Source organism: Mailhella massiliensis (genome assembly GCF_900155525.1).
GTDB lineage: Bacteria > Desulfobacterota > Desulfovibrionia > Desulfovibrionales > Desulfovibrionaceae > Mailhella > Mailhella massiliensis.
Window position 1 is genome coordinate 126,046 of sequence record NZ_LT706952.1, and the last position, 22,617, is coordinate 148,662.

Sequence of the window (22,617 nt, forward strand, 5' to 3'; positions counted from 1 at the left end):
CGGCAGCAGAAAGAAGATGGTCCGTGGAGGAGAACCATGTTGCGCATTGCCGAGGGGTTTCGCGTCGTCGCGGCAGTCGTGCTCATATCGTTTTTTTTCTTTGAGGGAACGGCCGCCCGGGCGGAAAACGCGGAGCGTCCTCCGCTCAGAGTGGGCATGGAGCGTGATTATCCCCCGTTCTGCATGGTGGATGAACAGGGAAATGTTTCCGGCTTCGATTTCGATATCGCTACCGCCCTCTGCAGGAACATGAAGCGCGAATGCGTCATTCTTCCTATGGCCTTTCAGGATATTCTTGACGCCATGGAGCAGGGGCGTCTGGATATCGCCGTGGCCGGACTGGCGGTGAAGCCCGACAGGCTGCGCTATATGAACTTCAGCGACAGTTACTATCATTCCCGTTCCATATACATTACCGGACGCGAGGTGTCGGTGACGAAGGAATGGATGCGGGGAAAGAAGCTCGGCACGCAGAGCGGAACCGCGCAGCGGTCGCTTGCCGAAAAAATGTGGAAAGATGTGGCCGTGCTCTGTGAATATCCCGATCATCTGAGCATGATCGACGCCCTGAAGGCGGGGGAAGTGGATGTCGTCATCATCGACGGGCTCGCGGCGTACGACTTTCTTCTGAGCAGGGAAGGTTCGACCTACTCCATGCAGGCCCTGCCGCTGGAGCTGGACAGCCCGACGAACAATGCGTGCATAGGAGTGAGAAAGGACGACGCGCAGCTGCTGCGAGACGTCAATGCCTTCCTCAATGATATAAGGCTCAGCGGCGAATACAGCCGTATCGCGCGCAAGTATTTCCCCTTCAGCATCTATTGAAAGCGTCATGGCCGGGAAGTATCGCAGAATAAGCCTGCATCGAGCCGTATTTTTGGCATGCCTGGTCATCGTGTTTTCTCTGTCGGTATCATTTCTGTATGTGTACGGTGCGTTCTACCGCATAGAAAACATTTCCGAACTGACGAAAAATCAATATCTTCCCCAGCTTATCGACAAGCAGAGAATTCTTGTCAATATCGAGACGCTGCGCCAGCAGCTGGAACTCATATACACTTCCGGCAGGTCGGACGTGGTGCGCAAGGCGCAGGTCGTGGCCCAGGCGCTCATGGCTGAGGCCGTTTTTGAGCAGAGCGCCGAGTTTCATGAGAAGGTGCTTCAGCTCCAGCCCGATATTTTCCTTCTTCTCGATTTGAAGGAAGGTATTCTTCAGGCCGAAAAGGAGCTGCACCGGGCGGAACTTCATCTGGAAAGAACGCTGGGGCGGCTTTCGGTACGGGCGGGGCGGGAGCTTGTCCTTCCTCCCCCGACCGAGTCCGGGAGCACCCGTTCCGGCGCCGTTTCGGAAGACGGGGAGTGGCCGTTTTTCGACGGACTCTGTGCGGAATCCTTTGAACCCGACTGCCGTGCGCTTCGTGAAGATCAGGAGTCGGTGTCGGCAAACAGGCGGAACATCCGCGAGCTGGACGCGCGGGCCTTCGCCGTCAAAGAACGCCTGAAGGACGGTCTGAGCGCCCTGTCGGACTATGCGGTAACAAGAGAGATGCTGAAGATCTCTTCCGACATGATGAATGTGGGGGCGACGGTTTCCCGTGTCCGCCTGCAGTTTGTTCTGATAGGAGGCGTCGCCTTCGGGCTGCTTCTGGGAATCTGCATTCTGATCAGGCACAATATCCTGAAGCCCCTCCTCAGCATGGCGAATTTTCTGCGCGACCTGCGGCAGGGAAGAAAAACAGGGGAGCTGTCTCCGGCGAGGATCAGGGAAATCCAGCAGATCATGGACATGCTCCCGCTGCTGCGCAGCGCCATGGAACGGCTCAGTATGCGTACCAGCCTGCTTATGGAAGAGCGCGACGAATACGCCAGGCTTTCCCTGAAGGATGCGCTTACCGGCATAGGAAACCGCTGGGCGCTGGAGGAGAGAAAAAAGTCCGACATGCCCGGGCTTCCTCTGGCGGTCATCATGTTCGATATTGATTTTTTCAAGAAGTACAACGATGCGTTCGGGCATCTGGAAGGGGATCGATGCCTGCAACAGGTGGCGTCGGTTGCGAAAGGCAGCCTGCACAGACATTCCGACGCCGTTTTCCGTTACGGTGGGGAGGAGTTCGTCGCGCTCGTTCCCGGCGCTGATCCCGAAGCGGCCGTGCTCATCGCCGGGAGAGTCCGGGAGAGCATTCGTGATGCGGGCATAGACAATCCCGGCGCTCCGGGCGGAGTGCTGACCGTCAGCGTGGGCGTGGCCTGCCGCTGCCTGGGGGAAACGACGACGCTGGATGCGCTGATGGCGCAGGCGGACAAGGCTCTTTATTCTTCCAAAAGAAACGGACGCGACCGGGTGACCGTGTTTTCCGAATGAACGCGGCCGGCGAATGTCGCCCGCCGGAAAGGATTTCTGCGCTGCCCTGTCTCCCGTGCGGACGGAGCCTTCGTTCATGCCGGCAGAAGGTACGGGCCGTCTTTTTTGGCGGTGCTTTGCAGGGGCGCTCCGAAGCAGCAGGCCGGGGGCGGCCTTGCTGTCGGCGCGGGCCACGGTGTTCAGCTCTTGCCCGTGCGGGCGGAACGGCGATGCTGCGGCAGGCATTGTTTGCGGAATACCCGGCGTTTTTCCTCTGCTTCAGGTGCACGCTCCGCTTTTTTTGGGGGGGGGAGCACTCTTCGCGGCGCTTTCCGTACAGGTGCCTTTGCCGTAAGGCTTCAGCGTTCTTTCTGCTCTGGAAAGCCCGGGGCTTTCATACGTCGCCTTCTTCCCGGAAAGGGGCATCCGCGGCGGAGTCTCTTTTTCCGGCATACATGCCTTGCTGCCTGCGGGAACCGATGGGCATTCATGAAGGCGACCCGGGGATTTAACCCGGAAAGCCCCCGTCCTTTTCCGGGCGGGGGCTTTCTTTCGGCTCATGGCCGGTACGGAACGTGTTGCGGCGTTATGCCTTCACGCCGGTTTCGGGATTTTCCTCGTCCCTGCGCCGTTCTTCTCCGGCAAGAACGGGAGGAAGGGGAGTATCTTCATCGGTTTTCAGGTGCACGTCGAGCTGCGGGAAGGATATTTCTATGCCTTCCGCGGCAAAGGCCTCGTTGACCTTCACACGGATGTCGGAAGTCACGGAGGTGGCGTCGTTGTACTCGCGCACCCAGAAGCGCAGCACGAGATCCAGCGAGCTTGCCCCGAAGTTGGTGAAGAAGGCCGTGGGTTCGGGGTAGAAGAGCACCTTCTGATTTTCCCGGGCGATCTTCAGCATGAGGTCGAGGCAGTGGCGCACGTCGGAACCGTAGGCCACGCCCACGGCTATTTCCTTGCGCACGCGGCGGTTGTTGTGCGTCCAGTTGGTGAAGGTGCCGTTCAGGAAGCTGGAATTGGGAATGAAGATGATGGCGTTGTCGAAGGTTTCCACCATGGTGGAACGGATGTTGATTTTCTTCACCACGCCGGTGACGGCGCCCACTTCCACCACGTCGCCTTCGCGTATGGTCTGGCCGAAGATGACGGAAATGCCGCTCGTGAAGTTCTGTACCATGTTCTGGAGGCCGATACCGATACCCACGGAAAGGCCGCCGGCGATCATGGAGAGGCTGGAGAGATTGAAGCCCAGCGCCCTCAGGGCGTACAGGCCGAACAGCGCCCAGAGCAGGCATTTGTACACGGCCTGAATGGGGGCCAGCAGGGAAACGGAGATGCGCGATATCTGCGTCTGCATACCGGCCATGAAGGTGTTGCCCACCGCAAGCAGGGCGCGGGTGAGGTAGAACGCGATGAAGATGCTGAGTATCTGCATGGCGTTCAGGGAAACGTCGCCGATGTTGAAGCCCAGCGTGGCCATGTGCTGGAGCAGGAAGTAGCCGCCGGGATAGGCCAGTATCCACACCATGGCCGCCATGACGGAGGCGAGCAGCACCACGGGCATGATGAGGGCCATGGCGAGGCTGGCCATGACGGCGATGGTGCCTTCCTTGGGCAGATAGGATTCAATGAGGTGTTCCACCTTGAAGATGGACACGCAGAGCATGATGGTCACCGTAATGGAGGTGAAGCACATGCTGATGAGAATGGAAAGGCGCGAGAAGCCCAGCAGGCTGATGGTAAGCGTGATCCACAGCTGCACCGTATAGAGCCGCATGATGGCGCGGGGCAGGGGCTGGGCGGGCAGGGGAAGGCGGCGCGTCTTCCACAGATCCACGGCCTGCACGATGAACCACACCACGCAGATGAACAGGGGGAACGGGTCGAAGTTGAGCAGCACCATACCGATGATGAGCGGCGGGAACATGGGCCACAGCGGGGAAAGGCGCGGTCTTTCCGGGGTTTCGAACTCATACAGGTCCCAGGCAAGCAGCATCTGGCCCCAGCACAGGCACATGGTGCCGAGGGTGGCCACCATCTGGTAAAGCCTGCCGTCGCCCCATGCGGAAAGGTGTATGGAGATGCCGAGGGCTATCCAGATGGCGCTGTTGCGCATGATGCGGTTCACCCCGCCGTGCATCTGCTCGGGCAGTCTTCTGTGGGCGGTGCGCAGGAAGGCCATGCCGAGCAGCGCGAAGAAGAAGAGCGAGGTGCCGAAGCGCAGAAGCACCGTGATCAGGGCGTCCATGGAGCTCGGCAGCTCCGTGGTGAGGCGCAGGGAATACAGTTCGCGCAGGGAACCCAGGTTGCGGAAGTCTCTGCCGAGGCCCACCAGATCGTAGAGGTGGCCGGACGTCTGGAAGTAGTAGTTGTTCCAGAGCGTGGGCATGTCCTTCATGAGTTCGTCGACGCGCGCCTGCACCTCGTTTATGAGTTCGAGGGCCGGGGCGATGATGGTGTCGTAGCTTTTCTGCAGCCTTGTGATGTTCCTGTCGGCCTCCTTGAGGCGCGAGGAAATCTTGCTGTCCAGGTCGCTCTGGCCGGAAAGGGACTTGTCGAGCAGCGCGAGGGACTGCTTTTCCTTTTCCAGATCCTTCTGGGTGTTCTGCAGGGGCAGAATGAGCGACTGGATGCGGTCCTTGATGCGGTGCAGCCGTTCCGTGAGTACCGTGAGGTCGGAAGGCATGCTGCCCTGCACCTGGGAAAGGGCGTCGAGCTTCTGGAATTCCTGTTCCAGTTGGGAAATGCTCTGCTTGGTGCTCGCGGAAAGATCGGAGAGGCCGTCCTTCAGCGTCTGCGAATGTTCGATGATGCCCGCAAGCTGGGCGTTGTGGGAGGCAAGCAGCGCTTCCCACGCTTCCTGCACGCTTTTTGCGGCTTCGGCGGCGCGGGCCTCTTCTTCCTGCTTGGCCTTGGCCGCAGCCTGGGCCTCGCTTTCGGCTCTGGCCTTGGCGGCGGCTTCCGCCTGTTCCTTCTGCTCCTTGGCGTCGGGCATGGGCGCGTTCTGCTCCTGCACGGCATTGTCGGCGGCGAAGGCGGCCCGGTTCAGGCAGGGCTCAGCCAGAAGGGAAAGGAAGAGAAGAGCTGCAAAAAACAGTGAGAAACGTGGTGACCTGCGCATGTTTTTTCCTCGCGGGAGGTACTCAGCGCACGCTGAGAGTGAAGGAGAGGGAAACGCTCTGTTCCGCATGGGTGGGGGGCGGCGTAATGGCTCCGGGGCTCTGCACCGCCGCCATCACGGCAGCATCGGCCTGAGCATTGCCGGAAGAACGGGTGATGCGGCAGTCCTTGATGGAGCCGTCGGCCCATACGTCTATGCGTACCACGGTTGTCCATGTGCCGGAAAGCCCCTGAGGGATGATGATGCGCGGAGAAATGGACTGGCGCAGCATTTCGGCATAGTTCTGCGGAGCTTCCGCGCTGCCTGCGGCGTTTCCGCCGCCGTAGGATACGGCCAGCGACACCACGGCCTGCGCGCCGAAGGGCGCATAGGGGTAGGGGGCGGCGTTCTGGGCGGCGGCGCAGAGGGCCGCATCGGCCGCAGGGGTGACGGAGCTTTTGCTCACCGCGCATCCGGCCAGAGAGCCGGAAGGATCGATGGTCAGCTCAAGCACGGCCGTACCGCGCGCTCCCATGGGTTCCCGCCATACCTGAAGAATCTGGGCAAGCACCTGGGTGGAATAGCCGCCTATGGTGTCTGCCGTGGCGACGGTGGCGGAGGCGGGAGAGGCAGAGAACAGCGGAAGAACGAGCGCGGCCGCAAGCCCCGCGGTACGGAAAAGGGGAAGACGCGCCGGGGCGGCGGATGCGCTGCGGGAAGAGACGGGCGATGACATGTTCATGAAAACTCCAGAGCCGGCCCCGGTCGAAGGACCGGAGCCGGCGCGAGAAGAGGCATAAGGCTGTTTGCCGCATGAGCGGAAAGCTGCCCGGAATGGTTGCGCCTCACCGCCCGGAGAGGGCGGGAGAGGCCTTTTGCCGTATTCAGCGTCCCATCATCTGCTGGGAGTTGAAGCTTATGACCAGATCCTGCTGTGCCGGAGTAGGCGGCGGGGGCAGGGTTTTGGTGCGGATGACGGCGTTTATGGCCGAAGCGTCGAATTCCGGCCTGCCGGAGGAGCGTTCGATATGGCAGTCGAGCACGCGGCCCTGCTTGTCGAGCTTGATGCGCACCTGCACCACCATGTTGTTGCGTGAGTAGGTGGGCATACTCCAGTTGGGCTGTACGGCAAGAATGACCTGCGCGGCGTACACGTCGTAGATGCCGCCGCCGCCCGGGCCGTCGCCTTCGCCGCCGCCTCCGCCCACGCCCGTGCGGCCCACCTGCTTTTCCAGATCGGCCAGCGCGCGGGAAGCCGCGGTGCCGCCGCCCTTGCCCGTGCTGTTGGAACGGGCCTGCTTGCGCACATCGGCCAGAGCGTCGGCCAGGGCGTCCTTGCCGCTGTCGCGCCTGGGCGTTTCCTTCCTGGGCTCGGCCTTGGGCTGCTGTTTGGCTTCGGATTTCTTCTGTTNGGAGATACTCAAGCATACCGACGATCTGGAAGCCGAAGAAAAGAACAGCTCGGATCAGATGTAGTTTTCTTTCCGGGGGAGCGGGAGCTCCCCCGCTTTGTATGCGCCCCGCTCCGTTTTCCGGGCGCGGTCTTTTTCCTTCACGATGGCGGCAAGGCGTTCTTCCAGCTCTTCGAGCTGCACCTGATAGGTGTCCAGAAAGAGCGTGCCGTCCTCACGCACAGTGAGCACGAGGTGTTCGGAATCCGAGGGCAGCGTATCCACCTGCTTGGCCTGGGGGAGGTCCACGTCGAGGCCGGAATCCATCATGGGCGCCGTGACCATGAAGATGATGAGCAGCACCATCATGACGTCCACGAAGGGCGTCACGTTGATTTCCGAGACAAAGCCTTTTTTTCTGGCCATGGCGCAGCCCTACCTGTCGTTGCCGCGGGAGCGGTGCACGTTGACTTCGCGCTGCACGCGGTTCAGGAAGATGCCCGCGAAGTTGATGAGGCGGGTTTCGATGCTGTCGAGCTTGCCGAGGAACATGTTGTAGGCGATGGTGGCGGGCACGGCCACGGCAAGACCGATGGCCGTGGCGATGAGGGCTTCGGAAATGCCGGGAGCCACGGTGGCGAGGGAGGCGGACTTCATCTGGCCGATGGCGTGGAACGAGGTCATGATGCCCCACACCGTGCCGAACAGACCGATGAAGGGAGCGGTGTTGGCGGCCGTGGCGAGGATGGAGAGGTTCTTGTGCAGGCGGTCGATTTCCAGCCCCACGCCCTGGTTCAGGGCGCGGCGCACGGTTTCCACCACCACGCCTTCGTCGGCGCCGGCTTCCTTGCCGTTGTTGAACTCGCGCACGCCGTGCTGAGCCACGCCGTAGAGGGGCGAGGAAGGATCGCCGCCGAGGCTCTGCACGGCCTGGCGCAGGTCGGGAGCGTCGGTGAAGCGGGAAATGCCCGCCGTAGCCTTGCGTTCGGCGGCGGAAAGGGTGACCATCTTGCTGATGATGACGGTCCAGCTCAGGATGGAGAGCGCAATGAGGATGATCATGATGATCTGGGCGATGAGGCTTGCGCTGGCGAAGACGGAAAAAATGTTGTAATCCATGGGTGCTCCGGATATCCGATGAAGTTGTCGGCAAACATGCCCTGCCGACGCGGAAGAGGGCCGCTCTGTTCATAATCTCGAGCGGCCCCGCATGCAACGAAAATCTGCCCTCGGCAGGCCGGGGAGTGACAGACGCTCGCCTTTGGGCTAGACAGGGAGGGAACCTTCAAGGAGATCTCCCATGTTCTGGCGTTTCGTATGCTGTGCGGCTTTCGTCTCTATACTGTTTTTGCCTCCGTCCGTCAAAGCCGGGGAAAGCTACTCCATGGAAGGGGCGGTGATGCGCGCCCTGGAGCACAACCCCGATGTGGAGAACGCCCGTTTTACCGTGCAGGCCGCGGAATCCGCGCGCAAGGCGGCGCGCAGTTCCTTCGGGCCGGAACTCGGCGTGTCCTACAGTTATTCCCGGTATAACAAGGACAGACCCTCCCGCTACGAGCCCAACGTGACCACCATGACGGCGACGGCCTCGCAGCCGCTTTTCACGGGCTTCAATCTGCTGAACAGCTATCAGAAGGCGGCGCTGGAGGAGGAGAAGCAGGCCCTGCAGCTCGAGGCGCAGCGCCTTGCCGTCACGGCCGACGTGCAGGAGGCCTTCGTCACCTATCTGAAGGCCATCGAGAGCATACGCAGCACCGAGCGTTCTCTCGAAAGGGCGAAAATGCAGCTCAGCATGGCGAAGACCGCGTGGAATATCGGCCTGCGCCCGAGGCTGGACGTGCTTCAGGCCGAAACCGACCTTGCCCAGACCGAGGCGCTGCTCATCCAGTATGAAAACGAGCGCGACGTGTGGCTCACGCGGCTGAATACGCTGCTCGACCTTCCGCCGGACGCTCCCACCGACTACAGGGGCGATCTCAACGTCGCCCCCTTCCGCCGCACGCTGGAGGCGTGCCTTCAGCAGGCCATGGATCACCGGCCCGACCTGCTCATGGCCAGAAAGTCGGTGGAAATCGCCCTGAAGGACGTGGGCATCACCGAAAGTCAGTTCTGGCCGCAGGTGTCGGCCGTGCTCGGCTGGTCCACCACGGGCAGCCACCTGGACGCGGCGGGCAGCCGCTATACGCAGAAGGACTATTCCTACGGGGAAATCGGCCTTTCCATCGACTGGACGCTCTTTTCCAGCGGCAGACGCATGTACCTCACCCAGCAGGCGAAACGGCAGGTTTCCGCGCTGGAGGCGGCGGTACGCTCCTCGGTGAACAACTGCGCCTATGCCGTGCGTTCCAGCCTGCTCTCCACGCAGGATGCCTACCGCGCCGTGAAGGTTTCGCAGCGCGCCGTGGCGAGCGCCCGGGAATCCTATGCCGATGCGAGAATGCGTTACGAGCTGCAGTCCGGCTCCTACCTCGACCTGCTTACCGCCCAGTCCGCGCTTTCCGATGCGGAACTTGCGGAAATCTCCACCCGCGCCGACTGCCTCATCGCCCTGGCAAGACTTTATGAAACCATGGGCGAACTGCACCCCGACCTCGCGGAAGCGCCGGAAAAGACAGGAGAAAAGAAGGCGTCGTAAGCGGGGCTGCTTTACGGAACATGGGGTTCGGGTGGAGCCGCGGCAGAGGGCAGTCGGCGTTTTTACGCGTGTGCCGTTCTCCGGTATGAGGGCTGGGGCTCCTGCTGAGGAATGCTTTCCGGGGCGGCGTGTCTTTTTGATTTTTTTGCGGGAAGCAGAAAGAATCCTTTCACTTGACGACCCGTTTCCGGTTCTGCCGGGGCTTCTCCAGAAAGTCGGCTTCGGAACCGGAAAGCGACTTCCTCAGAATACGATAGGCTGACTTCACGTTTTCCTGTGACGGCGGATCGGGAAAGCAATACCTTCTGACGTTCCGTCGGTGAGCCAGTTCCCTTATCCCTGCTGTTTTTTCATCTGGAGCAGAATGGTGTTGGGGCTCGCCGTGGCGGAAGAGAACACATTCTTTTTATTTCCCGGTGTTGAAACGGGCGGGAAAGGTACACCAAGAACTCACGGTAAATGTTGCAGTCGTGCCGTCTTACAGGTTGCGCCGGATTCGGCTTTCCATTTCCTCCATGATGGAGGATGGGCTCACGCTGAGAGATTCAGCAATACGGAAGAACATTTCCAGATTGGGATATTTGTGCCCGCTTTCAAGCATGCTGACATAGGGCGCGGCAACGCCGAGCCTTTCGCTCAGCTCTTCCTGTGTGAGGCGTTTTTCCAGACGTATCCGGCGAAGCACCGGCCCGAAGGCATCCGACTTTTTCTTCATATACCTTTGCTAGCCCATTGCCTTCAAAAAAAAATTAACCTATAGCTTAGAAAAATAAGCGATAGGTTAATAAGTGTGCCTGTGTGATGCTTTCTGTCGTTTCGACTCGCTGTGGAATCTACGCCGGAGGGAGGCAACCGTGGAAATTCCGTTTGCCGTAAGTGAAGACGGGCGTCAGGGGTTCGTGTATGCGGACAAGCTTTTCTTCAACCGTGAATGTGTCCTGACGGTATCTGATATCTATTCGGAAAAATATTATATTTCTGTAGTGCCTTATCAGGATGACAAGGTGCTCGTCACCCTCTGCGGCAAGCGTGAAGAGCCCATGCAGGAAAACATCCTGAGAAGCTTCATGAATGATCTCATCGATTATCAGGTAAGGCTGGATCTGCAGAAAGAATTCGGCGATCTCAGGAAAAGGATTATCGAATACGCCTTTTCTCCGGTGAAGTAGTCATGTCCCGATATACGCTTCTTCCCTTTCAGTTTTGCAGAACGGACCGGAATGACATGCTTCTGGTGAACGAGTGCGGCGATTTTCTTTTTCTTCCGGATCATGTCTTTGAGTGCTTCATTCACCATGAGCTTCAGGAAGAAGATGAGTTTTTCCGCAGGTTGAAATCTCATCTTTTCTGTGCGGAAGAGGACCTTGATACCGCTTTGCAGAAGATTGCAGCCCGGTACCGTACCCGGAAATCCTTTCTTCGCGACTTCACTACGTTGCACATGCTGGTAACGACGCTGCGCTGTAATCAGCGCTGTTCCTACTGTCAGGTATCCTGCGCCGAAAAGGAGGCTTCTCGTTATGACATGGACAGAGAAACGGCCTTCAGAGCGGTGGATATGATGTTTCAAGCGCCGACGAAGCATCCCAAGCTGGAATTTCAGGGGGGCGAGCCGCTTCTCCACTGGGATGTTGTCGAATCTACGGTGGCTTATGCGGAACAGATGGCCGGGCGGATGGGGAAAGAGGTTTCCTTTGTCCTGTGTACCAACCTTACGGCCGCCACTCGGGAACAGCTTGAGTTTTGTCGGGATCACGACATTGTCGTTTCCACCTCACTGGACGGAGACGCTTTCCTCCACGATGCATGCCGCAAAGACAGGCACGGGCGGGGGACCTACCATGTATTTATGGAAAAGCTGACGCTTGCCCGGGATATTCTGGGAAAGGACAGAGTGGGCGCGTTGATGACGACCACCTCCTTTTCCTTGCATCATTTGAAAGACGTTGTGGATGAATACGTTCGGCTGGGCATGGACGGAATTTTCCTTCGTTCTCTCAATCCCTACGGTTTTGCCGCCGAGGATGCGGCGACGCTTGGTTATCCCATGGAAAGTTTTGTGGAAAACTATCTGGAAGCGCTGCGCTATATCATGGAGCTCAATAAAACGGTATTTTTCCCGGAGCATTTTGCCACACTCCTTTTCTCGCGAATTCTGTCGCCTTTTGCCACGGGATTCGTCGATCTTCAGTCGCCTTCCGGGGCCGGTATAAGCGGGGTCATCTATGATTTCGACGGATCGGTCTTTCCTTCGGACGAGGCGCGCATGCTTGCACGTATGGGAGACCGGCATTTTTGTCTGGGAAATGTGAAGATCGACAAGTACAAGGATATCTTCGGTTCCCGCCTGAAGAAACTGACTGCGGGGGCATGCCTGGAAACGACGTTTCCCTGCGCGTTCTGTGTGTATCAGGCCTATTGCGGTACGGATCCGGTACGCAACTATCTGGAAACGGGAAGCGAGCAGAGGAATATGACGCACGCTCCTTTCTGTATCAAGCATAAAGGGATACTGGCGGGACTTTTTGACATTCTCCGGCATGCCGGCGATACCGCGAGGGATATCATCTGGAGCTGGATAACCGGAAATGCAGATCTGGTGAGCAGACCATGTTGAGACTTCAGGGAACGGCTTCAGATACGTTTTGTCCTCTTGTCGGAGAAGTGACCTTTGCGGGAAGGCCCTTTCATGCAAGAAGTCGGGCTGTTCTTGTCTGCGACAAACTGACCCGTTCGGCTTTGGGGTATAAAGGATGCATTACTTCCGGGCTGCGGGGAGCATGGTTTCATCCGCATCATATCCATGGGGTGGAGAATACCGGCCTGCTGCATGAGGGCGATATCGTCTCTATGGACGGGGCGGGTAATATTGAGGTGTTGTGGGAGGAAGGCTCTTCCCAGAACTGTCTTTTTCTTACGGAAAACTGCAACTGCCGTTGCGTTATGTGTCCTCAGCCGCCGGCGCAGAGTGACCCGGCGCGTTTTCTGCGGCAGGCTGAAGAAGTGTTGCATCTCATACGCGGCAGAAAGATTTCGGACTGCTGCATCACGGGGGGAGAACCTTCCCTTGTGGGGGATGCTTTTTTCGACATTCTTCGGCGATGTGCAGTGGAGCACCCCGAAGCGCTGGTCAGTGTTCTGACCAACGGGCGGGCTTTTGCTGACAGAGAGTTTGCCCGCAAACTGAATGGTATTCCTTTGCGGAATGTTCTTTTCTGCGTATCACTTCATTCTGAAGTTGATACGCTGCATGACGGGATAACCGGAGTCCGGGGAAGCTGCTCACAAACTCAGCAGGGGATATACAGGCTGGCATCTCTGGGCTTTGCCGTAGAAATACGCACTGTGATATCACGATATAACTACAGGTATCTTAAGGATTTTGCGGAGCATATAGGCAATTATTTTCCATTTTGTGCTCATTGTGCCTTTATGGGGCTGGAACTTCATGGATGGGCGGAAAAGAATAAGAACAAGGTGGATGTTTCTCCCGTAGAATACGGAAGTTATCTGAAAGATGCTGTACTGACGCTTGTAAGGCGGGGAATACCCGTATCTCTATACAATATACCTCTTTGCATGTGTGAAAATGCGGTACGCAAGTATGCAAGAAAATCCATTTCCAGTTGGAAGAACAGATACCTGCCACAGTGTGACGACTGTGTTATGAAGAGCCGGTGTTGCGGATTCTTCAGTACTTCATCGTATCTGCCGGAATTATGATCAAACCTTTTACGGAAAAGGAGGAGTATGAGAAGTTTCGTGTATAGATTATTCATGTTGGCGGGAATAGTGTTTTCCCTTTGGGGGAATATTTCAGGGCGGGCACAGGCTGCCGTTCCTCATGATGAAGGTGTAACGGGTAATCTGGAGGAACGTCCGCTGATTTTTTCCGATCTCATGCCCGAATATCGCGATCATCTTTTGAGCTATCATTACAGTCATTCCAGCCATTCCAGTCACTACAGCCACTCCAGTCACAGAAGTCATTATTCCAGCAGATGGTAGGTGGTTCCTGAGCAGAACGTATACCTGCTTTTGGGAGCAGAGAGTCGGCGGAACTTCTGAAAGACGGGAGAATTTTCCGTCAGTAAAACACACAAAAAGCCGCGTTTCCCCCGGGGGAGCGCGGCTTTTTGGTGTTGTGGCGTAAAAGCTTACAGGGTGGCCTTGTAGGCGTCGGCGGACATGAGGGCGTCCACGGCGGCCATGTCTTCGGGCTTCACCTTGATGAGCCAGCCCTTCTCATAGCAGGAGGCGTTGAGCAGGGTGGGGGTGTCGGCAAGTTCGCCGTTCACGGCGGTGACTTCACCGGCCACGGGCATGAAGAGCTTGTTCACGGACTTGATGGATTCCACTTCGCCGAATTCGTCGCCCGCGCCGAAGCTGTCGCCTTCGGAAGGCAGATCGACATAAACCACTTCGCCGAGCTGATCCTGAGCGTAGTCGCTCACGCCCACGACGATTTCATCGCCTTCCACGCGGGCCCAGATATGTTCGTCGGTGTACTTGAGGCTGGCGGGGAGGTTGAGTTCCGCAACGGTCTTGGCCATGGGAGTTCTCCTTGTATGGCGTTTTCAGGTGTATGCCCCATGGGTGGGGGCCGCCCCGCACAAGGGCGGCGGGAAAGGGAGCGGCGTGCGCCGCTCCCTCATATGTACGACGGAGAAAAGGACATGTCCATACCGCGCGCAGGCGCGGCAGGGCTTATTCCGCAATGCCTGCGGCGGCTTCCATCACGCCTTCGGCCAGCGTGGGGTGGGCGTGGATGGTGCGGGAGATGTCGGAAACCTTCGCTCCCATCTCAAGGGCGAGGGCGCATTCGGCAATGAGGTCCGTGGCATGGGCGCCGGCAAAGTGCGCGCCGAGGAGCCTGCCGCTTTCCTTGTCCGCCACCAGCTTGAACACGCCGGGCAGTTCGCCCATGGCCTGCGCCTTGCCCAGTTCCCGGAACTGGAATTCCGAGGTGACGACGTCGAAGCCCTTGGCCTTGGCCTGCGCTTCGGTAAGGCCCACGTCGCCGATTTCCGGCGAGCTGAAGATGCCGGAGGGAACCACGTCGTAATTGGGCTTTTCGCTCGCGCCGAAGATGTTGGCCACGGCCACATGCGCTTCGGCAGAGGCCATGTGCGCCAGCATGATGCGCGCGGGGCCGAGAATGTCGCCGATGGCGTAGATGCCGGGCACGGAGGTTTCGAGCTGGTCGTTCACGGTGATGTAGCCGCGCTTGTCGGTGGCGACTCCCGCTTCGGCAAGGCCGAGGCCGTCGGTCACGGGCACGCGGCCGATGGTCATGAAGATGCAGTCGGCCTCAAGGGTGACGGGCTTTTTGGCGGAGGCGGGCACAAGCTCGGGAGCGAGGAAGGGAGAGGGGCCGAGGTCGGCAAAGACCCTGCCGTCTTCCACCTTCGTGGCGTTCACGGTACGGGCGAGTTCCACCTTGATGCCCTTCTTCTTGGCTTCGCGCAGGAGGAGCCTGCTCATTTCCTCGTCCACGGAGGGCACGGGCAGAAGGCGGTTCTGCCCTTCCACGATGGTCACTTCGCTGCCGAAGGCGCGGAAGATGAAGGCCAGTTCCGTGCCGACCACGCCGCCGCCCACGATGATGAGGCGCGCGGGCACATGCTCGAGTTCCAGAGCTTCATTGCTGGAAAGAATATACTTGCCGTCCACGGGCAGGGAGGGGAGATTCAGCACGTTGGAGCCGGTGGCGATGATGACCCTGTCGCCTTCGATGTCCTGAACCGTGCCGTCGGCAAGGGTGGCCTGCACGAGGTTTGCGCTCACCACGCGGCCGCGGCCCATGACCACGTTGACCTTCAGCTTCCGGCAGGTCTTTTCGAGGCCCCCGCGCAGGGTTTCGGAAACCTTGCGCTTTCTGGCGATGACGGAGGGCATGTCCACGGAAGGGGCGCCTTCGCAGGAAATGCCGAATTCTCCGGCGCGGCGGATGGTTTCCAGCGCTTCTGCCGAGGATTTCAGGGTTTTGGTGGGAATGCAGCCGCAGTTGAGACAGGTGCCGCCGAGCCAGGTGGATTCCACGAGGGTGACGTCCGCGCCGCGTTTTGCGGCGTCGAAGGCGGCCGTATAGCCGCCGGGGCCTGCACCGATGACGGTGATGCGAAGAGCCATGTTGTTGCCTGCCTTGGTAAATATGTTTCAGGCCCGACGGCCTTCAGGAAGCGGGCCCGTGGTGGGAAACAAGCCTTTCTGTCCCGCGCGGGAAGAGCTGCGGGGCGAAAGATGCGCCTCCCGCCGCGGCGGGAGGCGCTCCCGGGTTATTCACCCTTGATGATGTCGGTCTTGGGAAGGGCCGCGCGAACCTTGGAGCGGTAGGGCAGCAGATTGGCGAGCGGTTCGATGCCCTTCACGGGTTCGGTGCTGGCCTGAATGCCGAAGGGCAGCATCATGTCGCCGCAGGCTTCGGCCACCATCTTGCCGGCAAGGGCGGCGTCGGCGGGGGAGAGCCAGGCGAGGGAACCGTCGGCCTGGGGAATGGGCTCAAGGTAGAGGCGGATGACGTTGTCCTTGAAGGCGCGCACAAGAGCGATGCTCTTGCCGAGGTCTTCCTTGGAGGGAGCTTCGCCGCCGGTGGCGGCGGGGTACACGGAAGCCGGACCGGGAATGTTCAGACGGACGCGGGTCAGGCAGCCGGTGTTGATGAGTCTTTCCAGCAGGTCGGCATTGCGGCCGTCGCTGTCGATGACCACCTGAAGGCCGCCCTTGGCCAGCGCGGTGACGAGTTCCACGAAGTGGTCTTCCTCACCGGCGGGAACCTTGGACACGTTCAGGCCGGAAATCCAGCCGTGCAGCATCTTGCTTTCGGAAACGGCGCCGGCGTCGCCGAGAGCCTTGCCGGAAAGCAGGTAGGCGATGATGACGCCCGTGCCCTGAAGCACCACGTCGCCGTCGTCGTCATGGAACATGGGGAATTCCACGCCGGTTTCGTTGCGGTGCAGGAACTTGCGGTTGGCGCGGTAGAAGCCGTTCACGATGTCCTTGTCGGCCTCGAGATCGTAGCTGCCGTAGGTGATGCCCTTGGCATCCATGAATTCATGCGTGATGCGGCAACGGATACAGTTGGGGGCCCTGTAAAGAGTGATGGCCATGGCAAAACTCCATAACGGTTAGAAATTCTGTATGTCCGGGCCGGAAAGGCGGCCTTGCCGGAATGCCCGGCGGAAAAGATTGCGGCCTTGCGGTATTTCACCAGAAAACGGAAAGGATGGCAACGCGGAGCGGGCCTCTGGGGCAGCTGGTGAAAACATATTCAATAGATATTTCTTCTAGTGAAAATCACCTCTCCTGTCAAGGTGCGGGAAGGGGGAAACGCTTTCGGGCTCTTCGGCGACGGAGCTTTTTTCCGCCCGGCGGCCGGGACTTTTTTCCGGCGGAAGGGAAACGGGAGTTTTTTTGCGGCCTTCCCCTCAGGGAGGGGGCGGCGCCCCTTCCTTTTCTGCGTCGTATCCTTTTTTCCGCCCGGAAAGGGGCTTGCCGGAAAAGGATGCCGGGAGTAAGAGTCCTCGGCGGCGCGTTTCTCTTATTGCCATGGAGCAGTTTTTTCCTCTGCCGCGCAGAAGACATTTTTAACATTGCTTATCGGTAATGGATAGGATACGCTCCGATTATCTTAGTTCATTTCTATTCAATATTGAGGAATTCCACATGGCCAGAAAAGCCGCAGACGGTGTCCAGGAACCCGTGAAGAAGACGCGTGCCTACCATTCGCCCCGCAGAAAGGAGCAGGCAAATGTGACGAAAGCGCGCATCGTCGCGGCAGCCATGCAGCTCATGAAGGAAAAGGGCTATGCCGACATGACGCTGGAAGCCATAGCCCGGGAGGCGGGCGTGGCTCCGCAGACGGTGTACGCGGTGTGCGGCTCGAAAAAGGGCGTGCTGGCCGCCATACTGGAAACCACCGTGGAGGCCAAGCGCTACGACAAGCTGCGCGACTCCATCCCGCAGATCATGACGGGCAAGGAGCGCGTGAAGGAGATAGGCCATTTCACGGCCCTGCTCATGGAAGACGCCATGCCCGTGTTCGACATCATCCGGGGCATGAGCGTGCTTTCGCCGGAATTTGCCGAGCAGGAACGCGACCAGAGCCTCATGCTGCTGGAAAAATGCCGCAAGTCCGTGCACAAGATGGCGGAAGACGGCATGTTGCGTCCCGGTCTTTCCGAGGAGCGCGCCACGGAACTTTACTGGAGCATCACCACGCCGGGTATGCACCGCAGGCTGACCAAGGTGCTCAACTGGACGCCCGAGGAATATGCGGCCTGGATTTCGTATCTCATCGGCGTCACTCTGCTGGACTGGGATTCTCCCATGCCTTTCCTCAACGAGGAACCCCGCGCCGCAAGGCGCGCTCCCGTTGCCGTTAAAAAGCCTGCGCGCCGCACGACGAGGAAAAAGGCCGGAGAAGAGGCTTCTGCCGAAGCGGAAGCGGCTGCCGCCGGAGAGACCGAGGAGCAGGACTGAGGACTTGCTTTTTTCTCTGAACCCTGTGAAGGAATAAAGAGAAGCCCTTGGCAGGGGCGGGGACGTTTCGTTTCCCGCGCAGAGGGAAAACAGGACGCCCGTGCATGAGAGGAGGGAAGGCGGAAAGTTCCGCCGTCCCGTCGGGCGGTATTCTGTACGGGCGTTTGCCCGGGGAAGGGCCGTTTCGGCCTTTTCTTCTTTTATGATTTATTTGCATCTGTTCCGCCACGGGCACGCAACGCGGTTGCGCGCCGCCCGATCCTGGGGAGAGCGGCCCGCGTTGCCGGTCCGCCCTGGCGGAGGCTTCCGGGGCCTGATTCCGGGCCGGCCTGCATATTCGGGCCGGAAAGGGGGAGCATGACTCAGAACACCAAGGCCAATGAAATGGGAACGAAGGGCGTGGGCCGCCTTCTTCTCGAATATTCCATTCCCGCCATTCTCGGCATGATCATCGTGGCCCTCAACCAGATCATTTCCGCCATCTACATAGGCCACGGCGTGGGGCATCTGGCCCTTGCGGCCATGGCCGTCACCTTCCCGCTCATCAACCTGCTCATGGCCTTCTGCCAGCTTGTGGCCGTGGGCTGCGCGGCGCTGTGCTCCATAGAACTCGGCCGCAAGAACATGGTCAAGGCCCGCAGCATGCTGGGCCATTCCGTCATGCTGGAAATCCTCTTCGGGCTGATTTTCGGCATCATTTTCTGGATTTTCCTCGACCCTCTGCTCGTCTTCTTCGGGGCAAGCGGCGATACGCTGCGCTATGCCCACGAGTTCATGCTGCCCCTGGTGGTGCTTTCGCCCATCGGTTTTCTCATGCTGGGCTTCAACTTCCTGGCGCGCGCCACGGGATACCCCAAGACGGCCATGATGACGGCGATGCTCTCCGCCCTGGGCATCGTGGTGTTTTCCCCCATCTTCATTTACTGGTGGGGCTGGGGCATGTACGGCGCGGCCTGGGCGCAGATAGCCGGGCAGACCATGTCCGTCATCTGGCTGGTGACGCATTTTGCCCGCAAAAGCTCGCTCATCCACTTCCAGAAGGATATCTGGAAGCTCAGGATGAAGAGCATACGCAAGATTCTGGCCATAGGCATGGCGCCCTTCCTCATCAACTTCTGCGCCTGCATCGTGGTGGTGGTCATCAACCGCGCCCTTCAGGAATACGGCGGAGACATGGCCATCGGCGCCTTCGGCATCCTGAACCGCCTGCTCATGCTCTTTGCGCTGAGCGTCATCGGGCTGGGGCAGGGGATGCAGCCCATCATCGGCTTCAACTTCGGCGCCAAAAGGCCCGACCGCGTGCGCCTCGCCCTGAAGTACGGCATGATCAGCGCCACGGTCATCACCCTTGCGGGTATGCTCGGCTCCTGGTTCATTCCCGAACTTCTGGTGCGCATCTTCACCGATCACCCCCAGCTTGTGGAAGTGTCGGCAAGGGCCCTGCGCATCACCGGCGGCGTGTTCATCTTCGTGGGCCCGCAGATCATCATCGGTACCTATTTCCAGTCCATAGGGCAGGCCAAGATAGCGAGCATCGTCTCCCTGTGCCGTCAGATGATATGCCTTGTGCCCGCGCTGCTCATCCTGCCCCTGTTCTTCGGGCTGGACGGCGTGTGGCTGAGCATTCCCATTGCGGACTTCACGGGCTGCCTGGTGGCTTCCCTCTTCCTCTTCTTCGCCCTGCGTGCGGAGGATAACGACTGTATGCCCGGCGACCCTGCGTGCAAGCCGCCGTCGAGCTTCTTCATTCCCAGGAAATACTGATGCCGGACAAAGGGCGGATGCGGCGACGGGCCGTTCCGCCCTTTTTTTACGCCCGGGTTCTGCCGGGCCTGTGCGTCATGTGCGCGCAAAGGATTGCGCCGGCCCGCGCAGGAGTTCCGTCTCGTCCGGGAAAAGGCTCCGGGGTACTCCCGCAGGAGGCGCGCGGCGCTGTGCCCCGCCGCGGCGTGTGGTACGCGGCGCGGGCATGAGGGGCGGGACGCTTTTGCGCGCTTTCCGGGAAGGAAAAGGCGGAACCCTGCCTCTCGCGGCCTTTTCTCCTGCGAAAGCTGGCCGGGCTGCTTTCGCAGGCCGCGACGGAAAAAGCCGGGAGAAGCTCCCGGCTTGTCGGCCTTTGGCGGGCGAAAGGCTACAGGCGTCCGGCAAGGCACGCGCCGGTGAGGCTTGCAGGCTCCTGCATGATTTCCCACGGCGTGCCCGTCGCCACCACTCGTCCGCCTTCCTCGCCGCCGCCCGGCCCCATGTCCACGATGTAGTCGGCGTTTCGCATCACTGCAAGGTCGTGCTCGATGACGATGACGGTGGCCCCGCTCTTCATGAGCGTGCGGAACACGGAAAGCAGGGTTTCCACGTCCTTCGGATGCAGGCCTATGGTGGGTTCGTCGAAGACGAAGAGGGTGTCGTTCTGCCCCCGGCTCATTTCTCCGGCGAGCTTGAGGCGCTGCGCCTCGCCGCCGGAAAGGCCGGGCGTGCCCTCCCCGAGGGTGAGGTAGCCGAGGCCGAGGCTTTCCAGCACCGCAAGGCGCTGGCGCACCAGCTTCATGTCCGCGCATACGTCCAGCGCGGTATGAATGTCCATGGCCATGAGTTCGGGCAGGGGGTGGTTTCTTCCGTCGCCGCCGGGCACGGTGACATCCCGGGCTTCGGGAGAGAAGCGGCTGCCCCGGCATTCGGGGCAGGGAATGTCCACATCGGGCAGAAACTGCACGTCGAGGCTCACCATGCCCGTGCCGTCGCAGGCGGGACAGCGAAGCTTTCCGGTATTGTAGGAAAAATCTCCGGCCTTGAAGCCGCGTTTTTTCGCTTCCGGGCTGCGGGCGAAGATTTTGCGCATTTCGTCGTGCACGTCCGCATAGGTGGCCACGGTGGAACGCACGTTGACGCCTATGGGCGCGGCGTCGATGAGTTTCACGCGGCGGATGCCTTCCGCGCTTACGGCGCGCACATGGGCGGGCAGGGGCGCGCCGTCGATGCAGGCCTGAAGCGCAGGAACGAGGCTTTCCAGCACAAGGGTGGTCTTGCCGGAGCCGGAAACGCCGGTTACCACCGTCATCTTCCCTTTGGGGAAGGCGACTTCAAGAGACTTGACCGTATGAATGGCCCCGGTTCGGAGGCGGATGCTCCCGCCGTCGAAGAGCCCTTCCGAGGTTTTTTCGGGCAGGCGCGTCGTTTCGTTCAGAAAGGGCCCGATGAGCGAGTCGGGGTTCTGCCTGATGTCGGCAATGCTGCCCTGCGCGATGACGTTGCCGCCGCCCGCTCCGGCCCCGGGGCCGAGTTCGATGAGCCAGTCGGCACAGGAAAGAACGCTGGTATCGTGATCCACGAGAATGACGGAATTGCCGTCCGCCACAAGGTCGTGCATCACGCCCCTGAGTCCTGCGAGGTTGGAAGGGTGCAGACCTGTGGAAGGTTCGTCCAGCACATAGAGCACGCCCGTGGTGCGGTTGCGTACCGCGCGGGCAAGCTGCATTCTCTGCCGCTCCCCGGTGGAAAGAGTGGCGGCCGCCCGGTCGAGGGTGAGATAGCCGAGCCCGAGGTCGAGCAGGCGCTCTGCCGTGTTCTGAAAGGATTCGCAGATGCTTTCCGCCATGGCGCAAAGCGCGTCGGGCACGGAGGAGGGCACTTCCGCCACCCAGCGGACGAGGGAGGAAAGCGTCATGGCGCAGGCTCTGTCCAGCGTGAGGCCGTGGAGCCTGGGCGCGCGTGCGGCGGCAGAGAGGCGCGTGCCCCCGCAGTCGGGGCAGATGTCTTCCTTCAGGAATTTTTCCACCCGCTTCATGCCCTTTTCGTCCTTCACCTTGGCAAGGGCGTTTTCCACCGTGTACACGGCATTGTAGTAGGTGAAATCCAGTTCCCCGGCCTGATTGGAGCTTTTGGCCTTGTAGAAGATGTGCTTCTTTTCCGCCGGGCCGTGGTAGACGATGTTCTTTTCCTCTTCCGTAAGATCGCGGAAGGGCACGTCGGTACGCACGCCCATGGCCCGGCATACGTCGGTCATGAGCGACCACATGAGCGAGTTCCACGGGGCCACGGCCCCCTGGTCGATGGTCAGCGAATCGTCCGGCACGAGGGAATCCATGTCCACGGCGCGCACCACGCCCGTGCCGTCGCAGGTGCGGCAGGCTCCCCGGCTGTTGAAGGCCAGGTCTTCCGCGCCCGGCCCGTGGAACACGGCCCCGCATACCGGGCAGACGATGGGCTTTTCCGCCGCCACGGCGAGCGTGGGCGGCACATGGTGCCCGTTCGGGCAGACGTGGCTTGCCAGGCGCGAGAACATGAGGCGCAGACTGTTCAGAAGCTCCGTACCCGTGCCGAAGGTGCTGCGTATGCCGGGAATGCCCGGCCTCTGCCGCAGGGCGAGGGCCGCAGGCACATGCAGCACCTCGTCCACCGGCGGCTTCGTCGCCTGCGTCATGCGCCGCCGCGTATAGGTGGAAAGCGCTTCCAGATAGCGGCGCGAGCCTTCCGCATACAGAACGCCGAGGGCCAGCGAGGACTTGCCCGAACCGGATACCCCGGCCACGGCGACAATGCCGTTCAGGGGCACGTCCACGTCGATGTTCTTCAGATTGTGCACGCGTGCGCCCCGGACAAGAATATGTCCGGGCGCGTTCCGGGCAGGGTGATTCATGGCGCGTCCTCTCTTCCGGCCCGTTGCGCTTTTTCC

At 60.2% G+C, this 22,617-nt stretch carries 18 protein-coding genes; 8 read left to right on the top strand and 10 right to left on the bottom strand.

All coding sequences use genetic code 11. The features are described 5' to 3' along the window. Positions 1-36: 36 nt before the first annotated feature. Both CZ345_RS10645 and CZ345_RS10650 read left to right on the top strand, forming a co-directional pair. Positions 37-825: a substrate-binding periplasmic protein gene (locus tag CZ345_RS10645; protein ID WP_077073132.1), complete on the top strand. Its 789-nt coding sequence runs from the start codon at positions 37-39 to the stop codon at positions 823-825. Between the two features lie 7 nt (positions 826-832). Continuing rightward, complete coding sequence (locus CZ345_RS10650; protein WP_083717370.1) at positions 833-2,362, top strand: GGDEF domain-containing protein; 1,530 nt, start codon at positions 833-835, stop codon at positions 2,360-2,362. A 565-nt stretch (positions 2,363-2,927) separates the two neighbouring features. Here the strand turns inward: CZ345_RS10650 and CZ345_RS10655 are convergent. The 5 genes from CZ345_RS10655 to tolQ form a co-directional block, all read right to left on the bottom strand. Further along, positions 2,928-5,462, bottom strand: a complete 2,535-nt coding sequence (locus CZ345_RS10655) for a mechanosensitive ion channel domain-containing protein (RefSeq protein WP_077073134.1) — start codon at positions 5,460-5,462, stop codon at positions 2,928-2,930. Positions 5,463-5,484: 22 nt separating this feature from the next. Continuing rightward, the gene (locus CZ345_RS10660; protein ID WP_077073135.1) at positions 5,485-6,183 is read right to left on the bottom strand and encodes a TonB family protein; all 699 of its coding nucleotides are present in this window, start codon (positions 6,181-6,183) and stop codon (positions 5,485-5,487) included. 142 nt (positions 6,184-6,325) lie between these two features. After that, positions 6,326-6,865: a cell envelope integrity protein TolA gene (gene tolA, locus CZ345_RS10665; RefSeq protein WP_077073136.1), complete on the bottom strand. Its 540-nt coding sequence runs from the start codon at positions 6,863-6,865 to the stop codon at positions 6,326-6,328. Between the two features lie 42 nt (positions 6,866-6,907). Then, positions 6,908-7,258, bottom strand: a complete 351-nt coding sequence (locus tag CZ345_RS10670; protein WP_077073137.1) for a biopolymer transporter ExbD — start codon at positions 7,256-7,258, stop codon at positions 6,908-6,910. 9 nt (positions 7,259-7,267) lie between these two features. Beyond that, positions 7,268-7,951: a protein TolQ gene (tolQ, locus tag CZ345_RS10675; protein ID WP_077073138.1), complete on the bottom strand. Its 684-nt coding sequence runs from the start codon at positions 7,949-7,951 to the stop codon at positions 7,268-7,270. A 181-nt stretch (positions 7,952-8,132) separates the two neighbouring features. Between tolQ and CZ345_RS10680 the strand changes: the two genes are divergently transcribed. Further along, positions 8,133-9,467 carry a TolC family protein gene (locus CZ345_RS10680; protein ID WP_077073139.1) on the top strand — a complete coding sequence of 445 codons (1,335 nt, stop codon included), beginning with the start codon at positions 8,133-8,135 and terminating at the stop codon, positions 9,465-9,467. 478 nt (positions 9,468-9,945) lie between these two features. Here CZ345_RS10680 and CZ345_RS10685 read toward each other — a convergent pair whose 3' ends face one another. Next, entirely contained in the window at positions 9,946-10,182 is a 237-nt protein-coding gene (locus CZ345_RS10685; RefSeq protein WP_077073140.1) for a helix-turn-helix domain-containing protein, read from the bottom strand. Between the two features lie 139 nt (positions 10,183-10,321). Between CZ345_RS10685 and CZ345_RS10690 the strand changes: the two genes are divergently transcribed. The 3 genes from CZ345_RS10690 to hxsC are packed head-to-tail and all read left to right on the top strand — an operon-like array spanning position 10,322 to position 13,190. Next, positions 10,322-10,636, top strand: coding sequence for a hypothetical protein (locus tag CZ345_RS10690; RefSeq protein ID WP_077073141.1), 315 nt, complete (start codon positions 10,322-10,324; stop codon positions 10,634-10,636). A gap of 2 nt (positions 10,637-10,638) precedes the next feature. Then, positions 10,639-12,084, top strand: a complete 1,446-nt coding sequence (gene hxsB, locus CZ345_RS10695; protein ID WP_077073142.1) for a His-Xaa-Ser system radical SAM maturase HxsB — start codon at positions 10,639-10,641, stop codon at positions 12,082-12,084. Next, entirely contained in the window at positions 12,078-13,190 is a 1,113-nt protein-coding gene (hxsC, locus tag CZ345_RS10700) for a His-Xaa-Ser system radical SAM maturase HxsC (RefSeq protein WP_083717374.1), read from the top strand. The genes hxsB and hxsC overlap by 7 nt, the downstream gene beginning before the upstream one ends. Positions 13,191-13,624: 434 nt before the next feature. Here the strand turns inward: hxsC and gcvH are convergent, their stop codons facing one another. The 3 genes from gcvH to CZ345_RS10715 all read right to left on the bottom strand — a co-directional run bounded on the left by gcvH (position 13,625) and on the right by CZ345_RS10715 (position 16,576). Beyond that, on the bottom strand, positions 13,625-14,020 hold the full coding sequence (gene gcvH / locus CZ345_RS10705) for a glycine cleavage system protein GcvH (RefSeq protein WP_077073144.1): 396 nt from the start codon (positions 14,018-14,020) through the stop codon (positions 13,625-13,627). 154 nt (positions 14,021-14,174) lie between these two features. Continuing rightward, the gene (lpdA, locus tag CZ345_RS10710) at positions 14,175-15,599 is read right to left on the bottom strand and encodes a dihydrolipoyl dehydrogenase (protein WP_077073145.1); all 1,425 of its coding nucleotides are present in this window, start codon (positions 15,597-15,599) and stop codon (positions 14,175-14,177) included. Positions 15,600-15,745: 146 nt separating this feature from the next. Then, entirely contained in the window at positions 15,746-16,576 is an 831-nt protein-coding gene (locus CZ345_RS10715; protein ID WP_077073146.1) for a thioredoxin domain-containing protein, read from the bottom strand. 556 nt (positions 16,577-17,132) lie between these two features. Here CZ345_RS10715 and CZ345_RS10720 point away from each other — a divergent pair. Beyond that, positions 17,133-17,948 carry a TetR/AcrR family transcriptional regulator gene (locus CZ345_RS10720; RefSeq protein ID WP_077073147.1) on the top strand — a complete coding sequence of 272 codons (816 nt, stop codon included), beginning with the start codon at positions 17,133-17,135 and terminating at the stop codon, positions 17,946-17,948. Between the two features lie 357 nt (positions 17,949-18,305). Then, positions 18,306-19,712, top strand: a complete 1,407-nt coding sequence (locus tag CZ345_RS10725) for an MATE family efflux transporter (protein WP_077073148.1) — start codon at positions 18,306-18,308, stop codon at positions 19,710-19,712. A gap of 367 nt (positions 19,713-20,079) precedes the next feature. On the opposite strand, the gene CZ345_RS10735 is transcribed toward CZ345_RS10725, so the two are convergent. Continuing rightward, a complete protein-coding gene (locus tag CZ345_RS10735) occupies positions 20,080-22,581 on the bottom strand; it encodes an excinuclease ABC subunit UvrA (RefSeq protein ID WP_077073150.1) in 2,502 nt (833 codons plus the stop codon). Positions 22,582-22,617: the final 36 nt, after the last annotated feature.

Coding starts and splice junctions, on each gene's coding strand:
- CZ345_RS10645 (WP_077073132.1), top strand. CDS start 37: ATGTTGCGCATTGCCGAGGGGTTTCGCGTCGTCGCGGCAGTCGTGCTC.
- CZ345_RS10650 (WP_083717370.1), top strand. CDS start 833: ATGGCCGGGAAGTATCGCAGAATAAGCCTGCATCGAGCCGTATTTTTG.
- CZ345_RS10655 (WP_077073134.1), bottom strand. CDS start 5,462: ATGCGCAGGTCACCACGTTTCTCACTGTTTTTTGCAGCTCTTCTCTTC.
- CZ345_RS10660 (WP_077073135.1), bottom strand. CDS start 6,183: ATGAACATGTCATCGCCCGTCTCTTCCCGCAGCGCATCCGCCGCCCCG.
- CZ345_RS10670 (WP_077073137.1), bottom strand. CDS start 7,258: ATGGCCAGAAAAAAAGGCTTTGTCTCGGAAATCAACGTGACGCCCTTC.
- tolQ (WP_077073138.1), bottom strand. CDS start 7,951: ATGGATTACAACATTTTTTCCGTCTTCGCCAGCGCAAGCCTCATCGCC.
- CZ345_RS10680 (WP_077073139.1), top strand. CDS start 8,133: ATGTTCTGGCGTTTCGTATGCTGTGCGGCTTTCGTCTCTATACTGTTT.
- CZ345_RS10685 (WP_077073140.1), bottom strand. CDS start 10,182: ATGAAGAAAAAGTCGGATGCCTTCGGGCCGGTGCTTCGCCGGATACGT.
- hxsB (WP_077073142.1), top strand. CDS start 10,639: ATGTCCCGATATACGCTTCTTCCCTTTCAGTTTTGCAGAACGGACCGG.
- hxsC (WP_083717374.1), top strand. CDS start 12,078: ATGTTGAGACTTCAGGGAACGGCTTCAGATACGTTTTGTCCTCTTGTC.
- gcvH (WP_077073144.1), bottom strand. CDS start 14,020: ATGGCCAAGACCGTTGCGGAACTCAACCTCCCCGCCAGCCTCAAGTAC.
- lpdA (WP_077073145.1), bottom strand. CDS start 15,599: ATGGCTCTTCGCATCACCGTCATCGGTGCAGGCCCCGGCGGCTATACG.
- CZ345_RS10715 (WP_077073146.1), bottom strand. CDS start 16,576: ATGGCCATCACTCTTTACAGGGCCCCCAACTGTATCCGTTGCCGCATC.
- CZ345_RS10720 (WP_077073147.1), top strand. CDS start 17,133: ATGGCCAGAAAAGCCGCAGACGGTGTCCAGGAACCCGTGAAGAAGACG.
- CZ345_RS10725 (WP_077073148.1), top strand. CDS start 18,306: ATGACTCAGAACACCAAGGCCAATGAAATGGGAACGAAGGGCGTGGGC.
- CZ345_RS10735 (WP_077073150.1), bottom strand. CDS start 22,581: ATGAATCACCCTGCCCGGAACGCGCCCGGACATATTCTTGTCCGGGGC.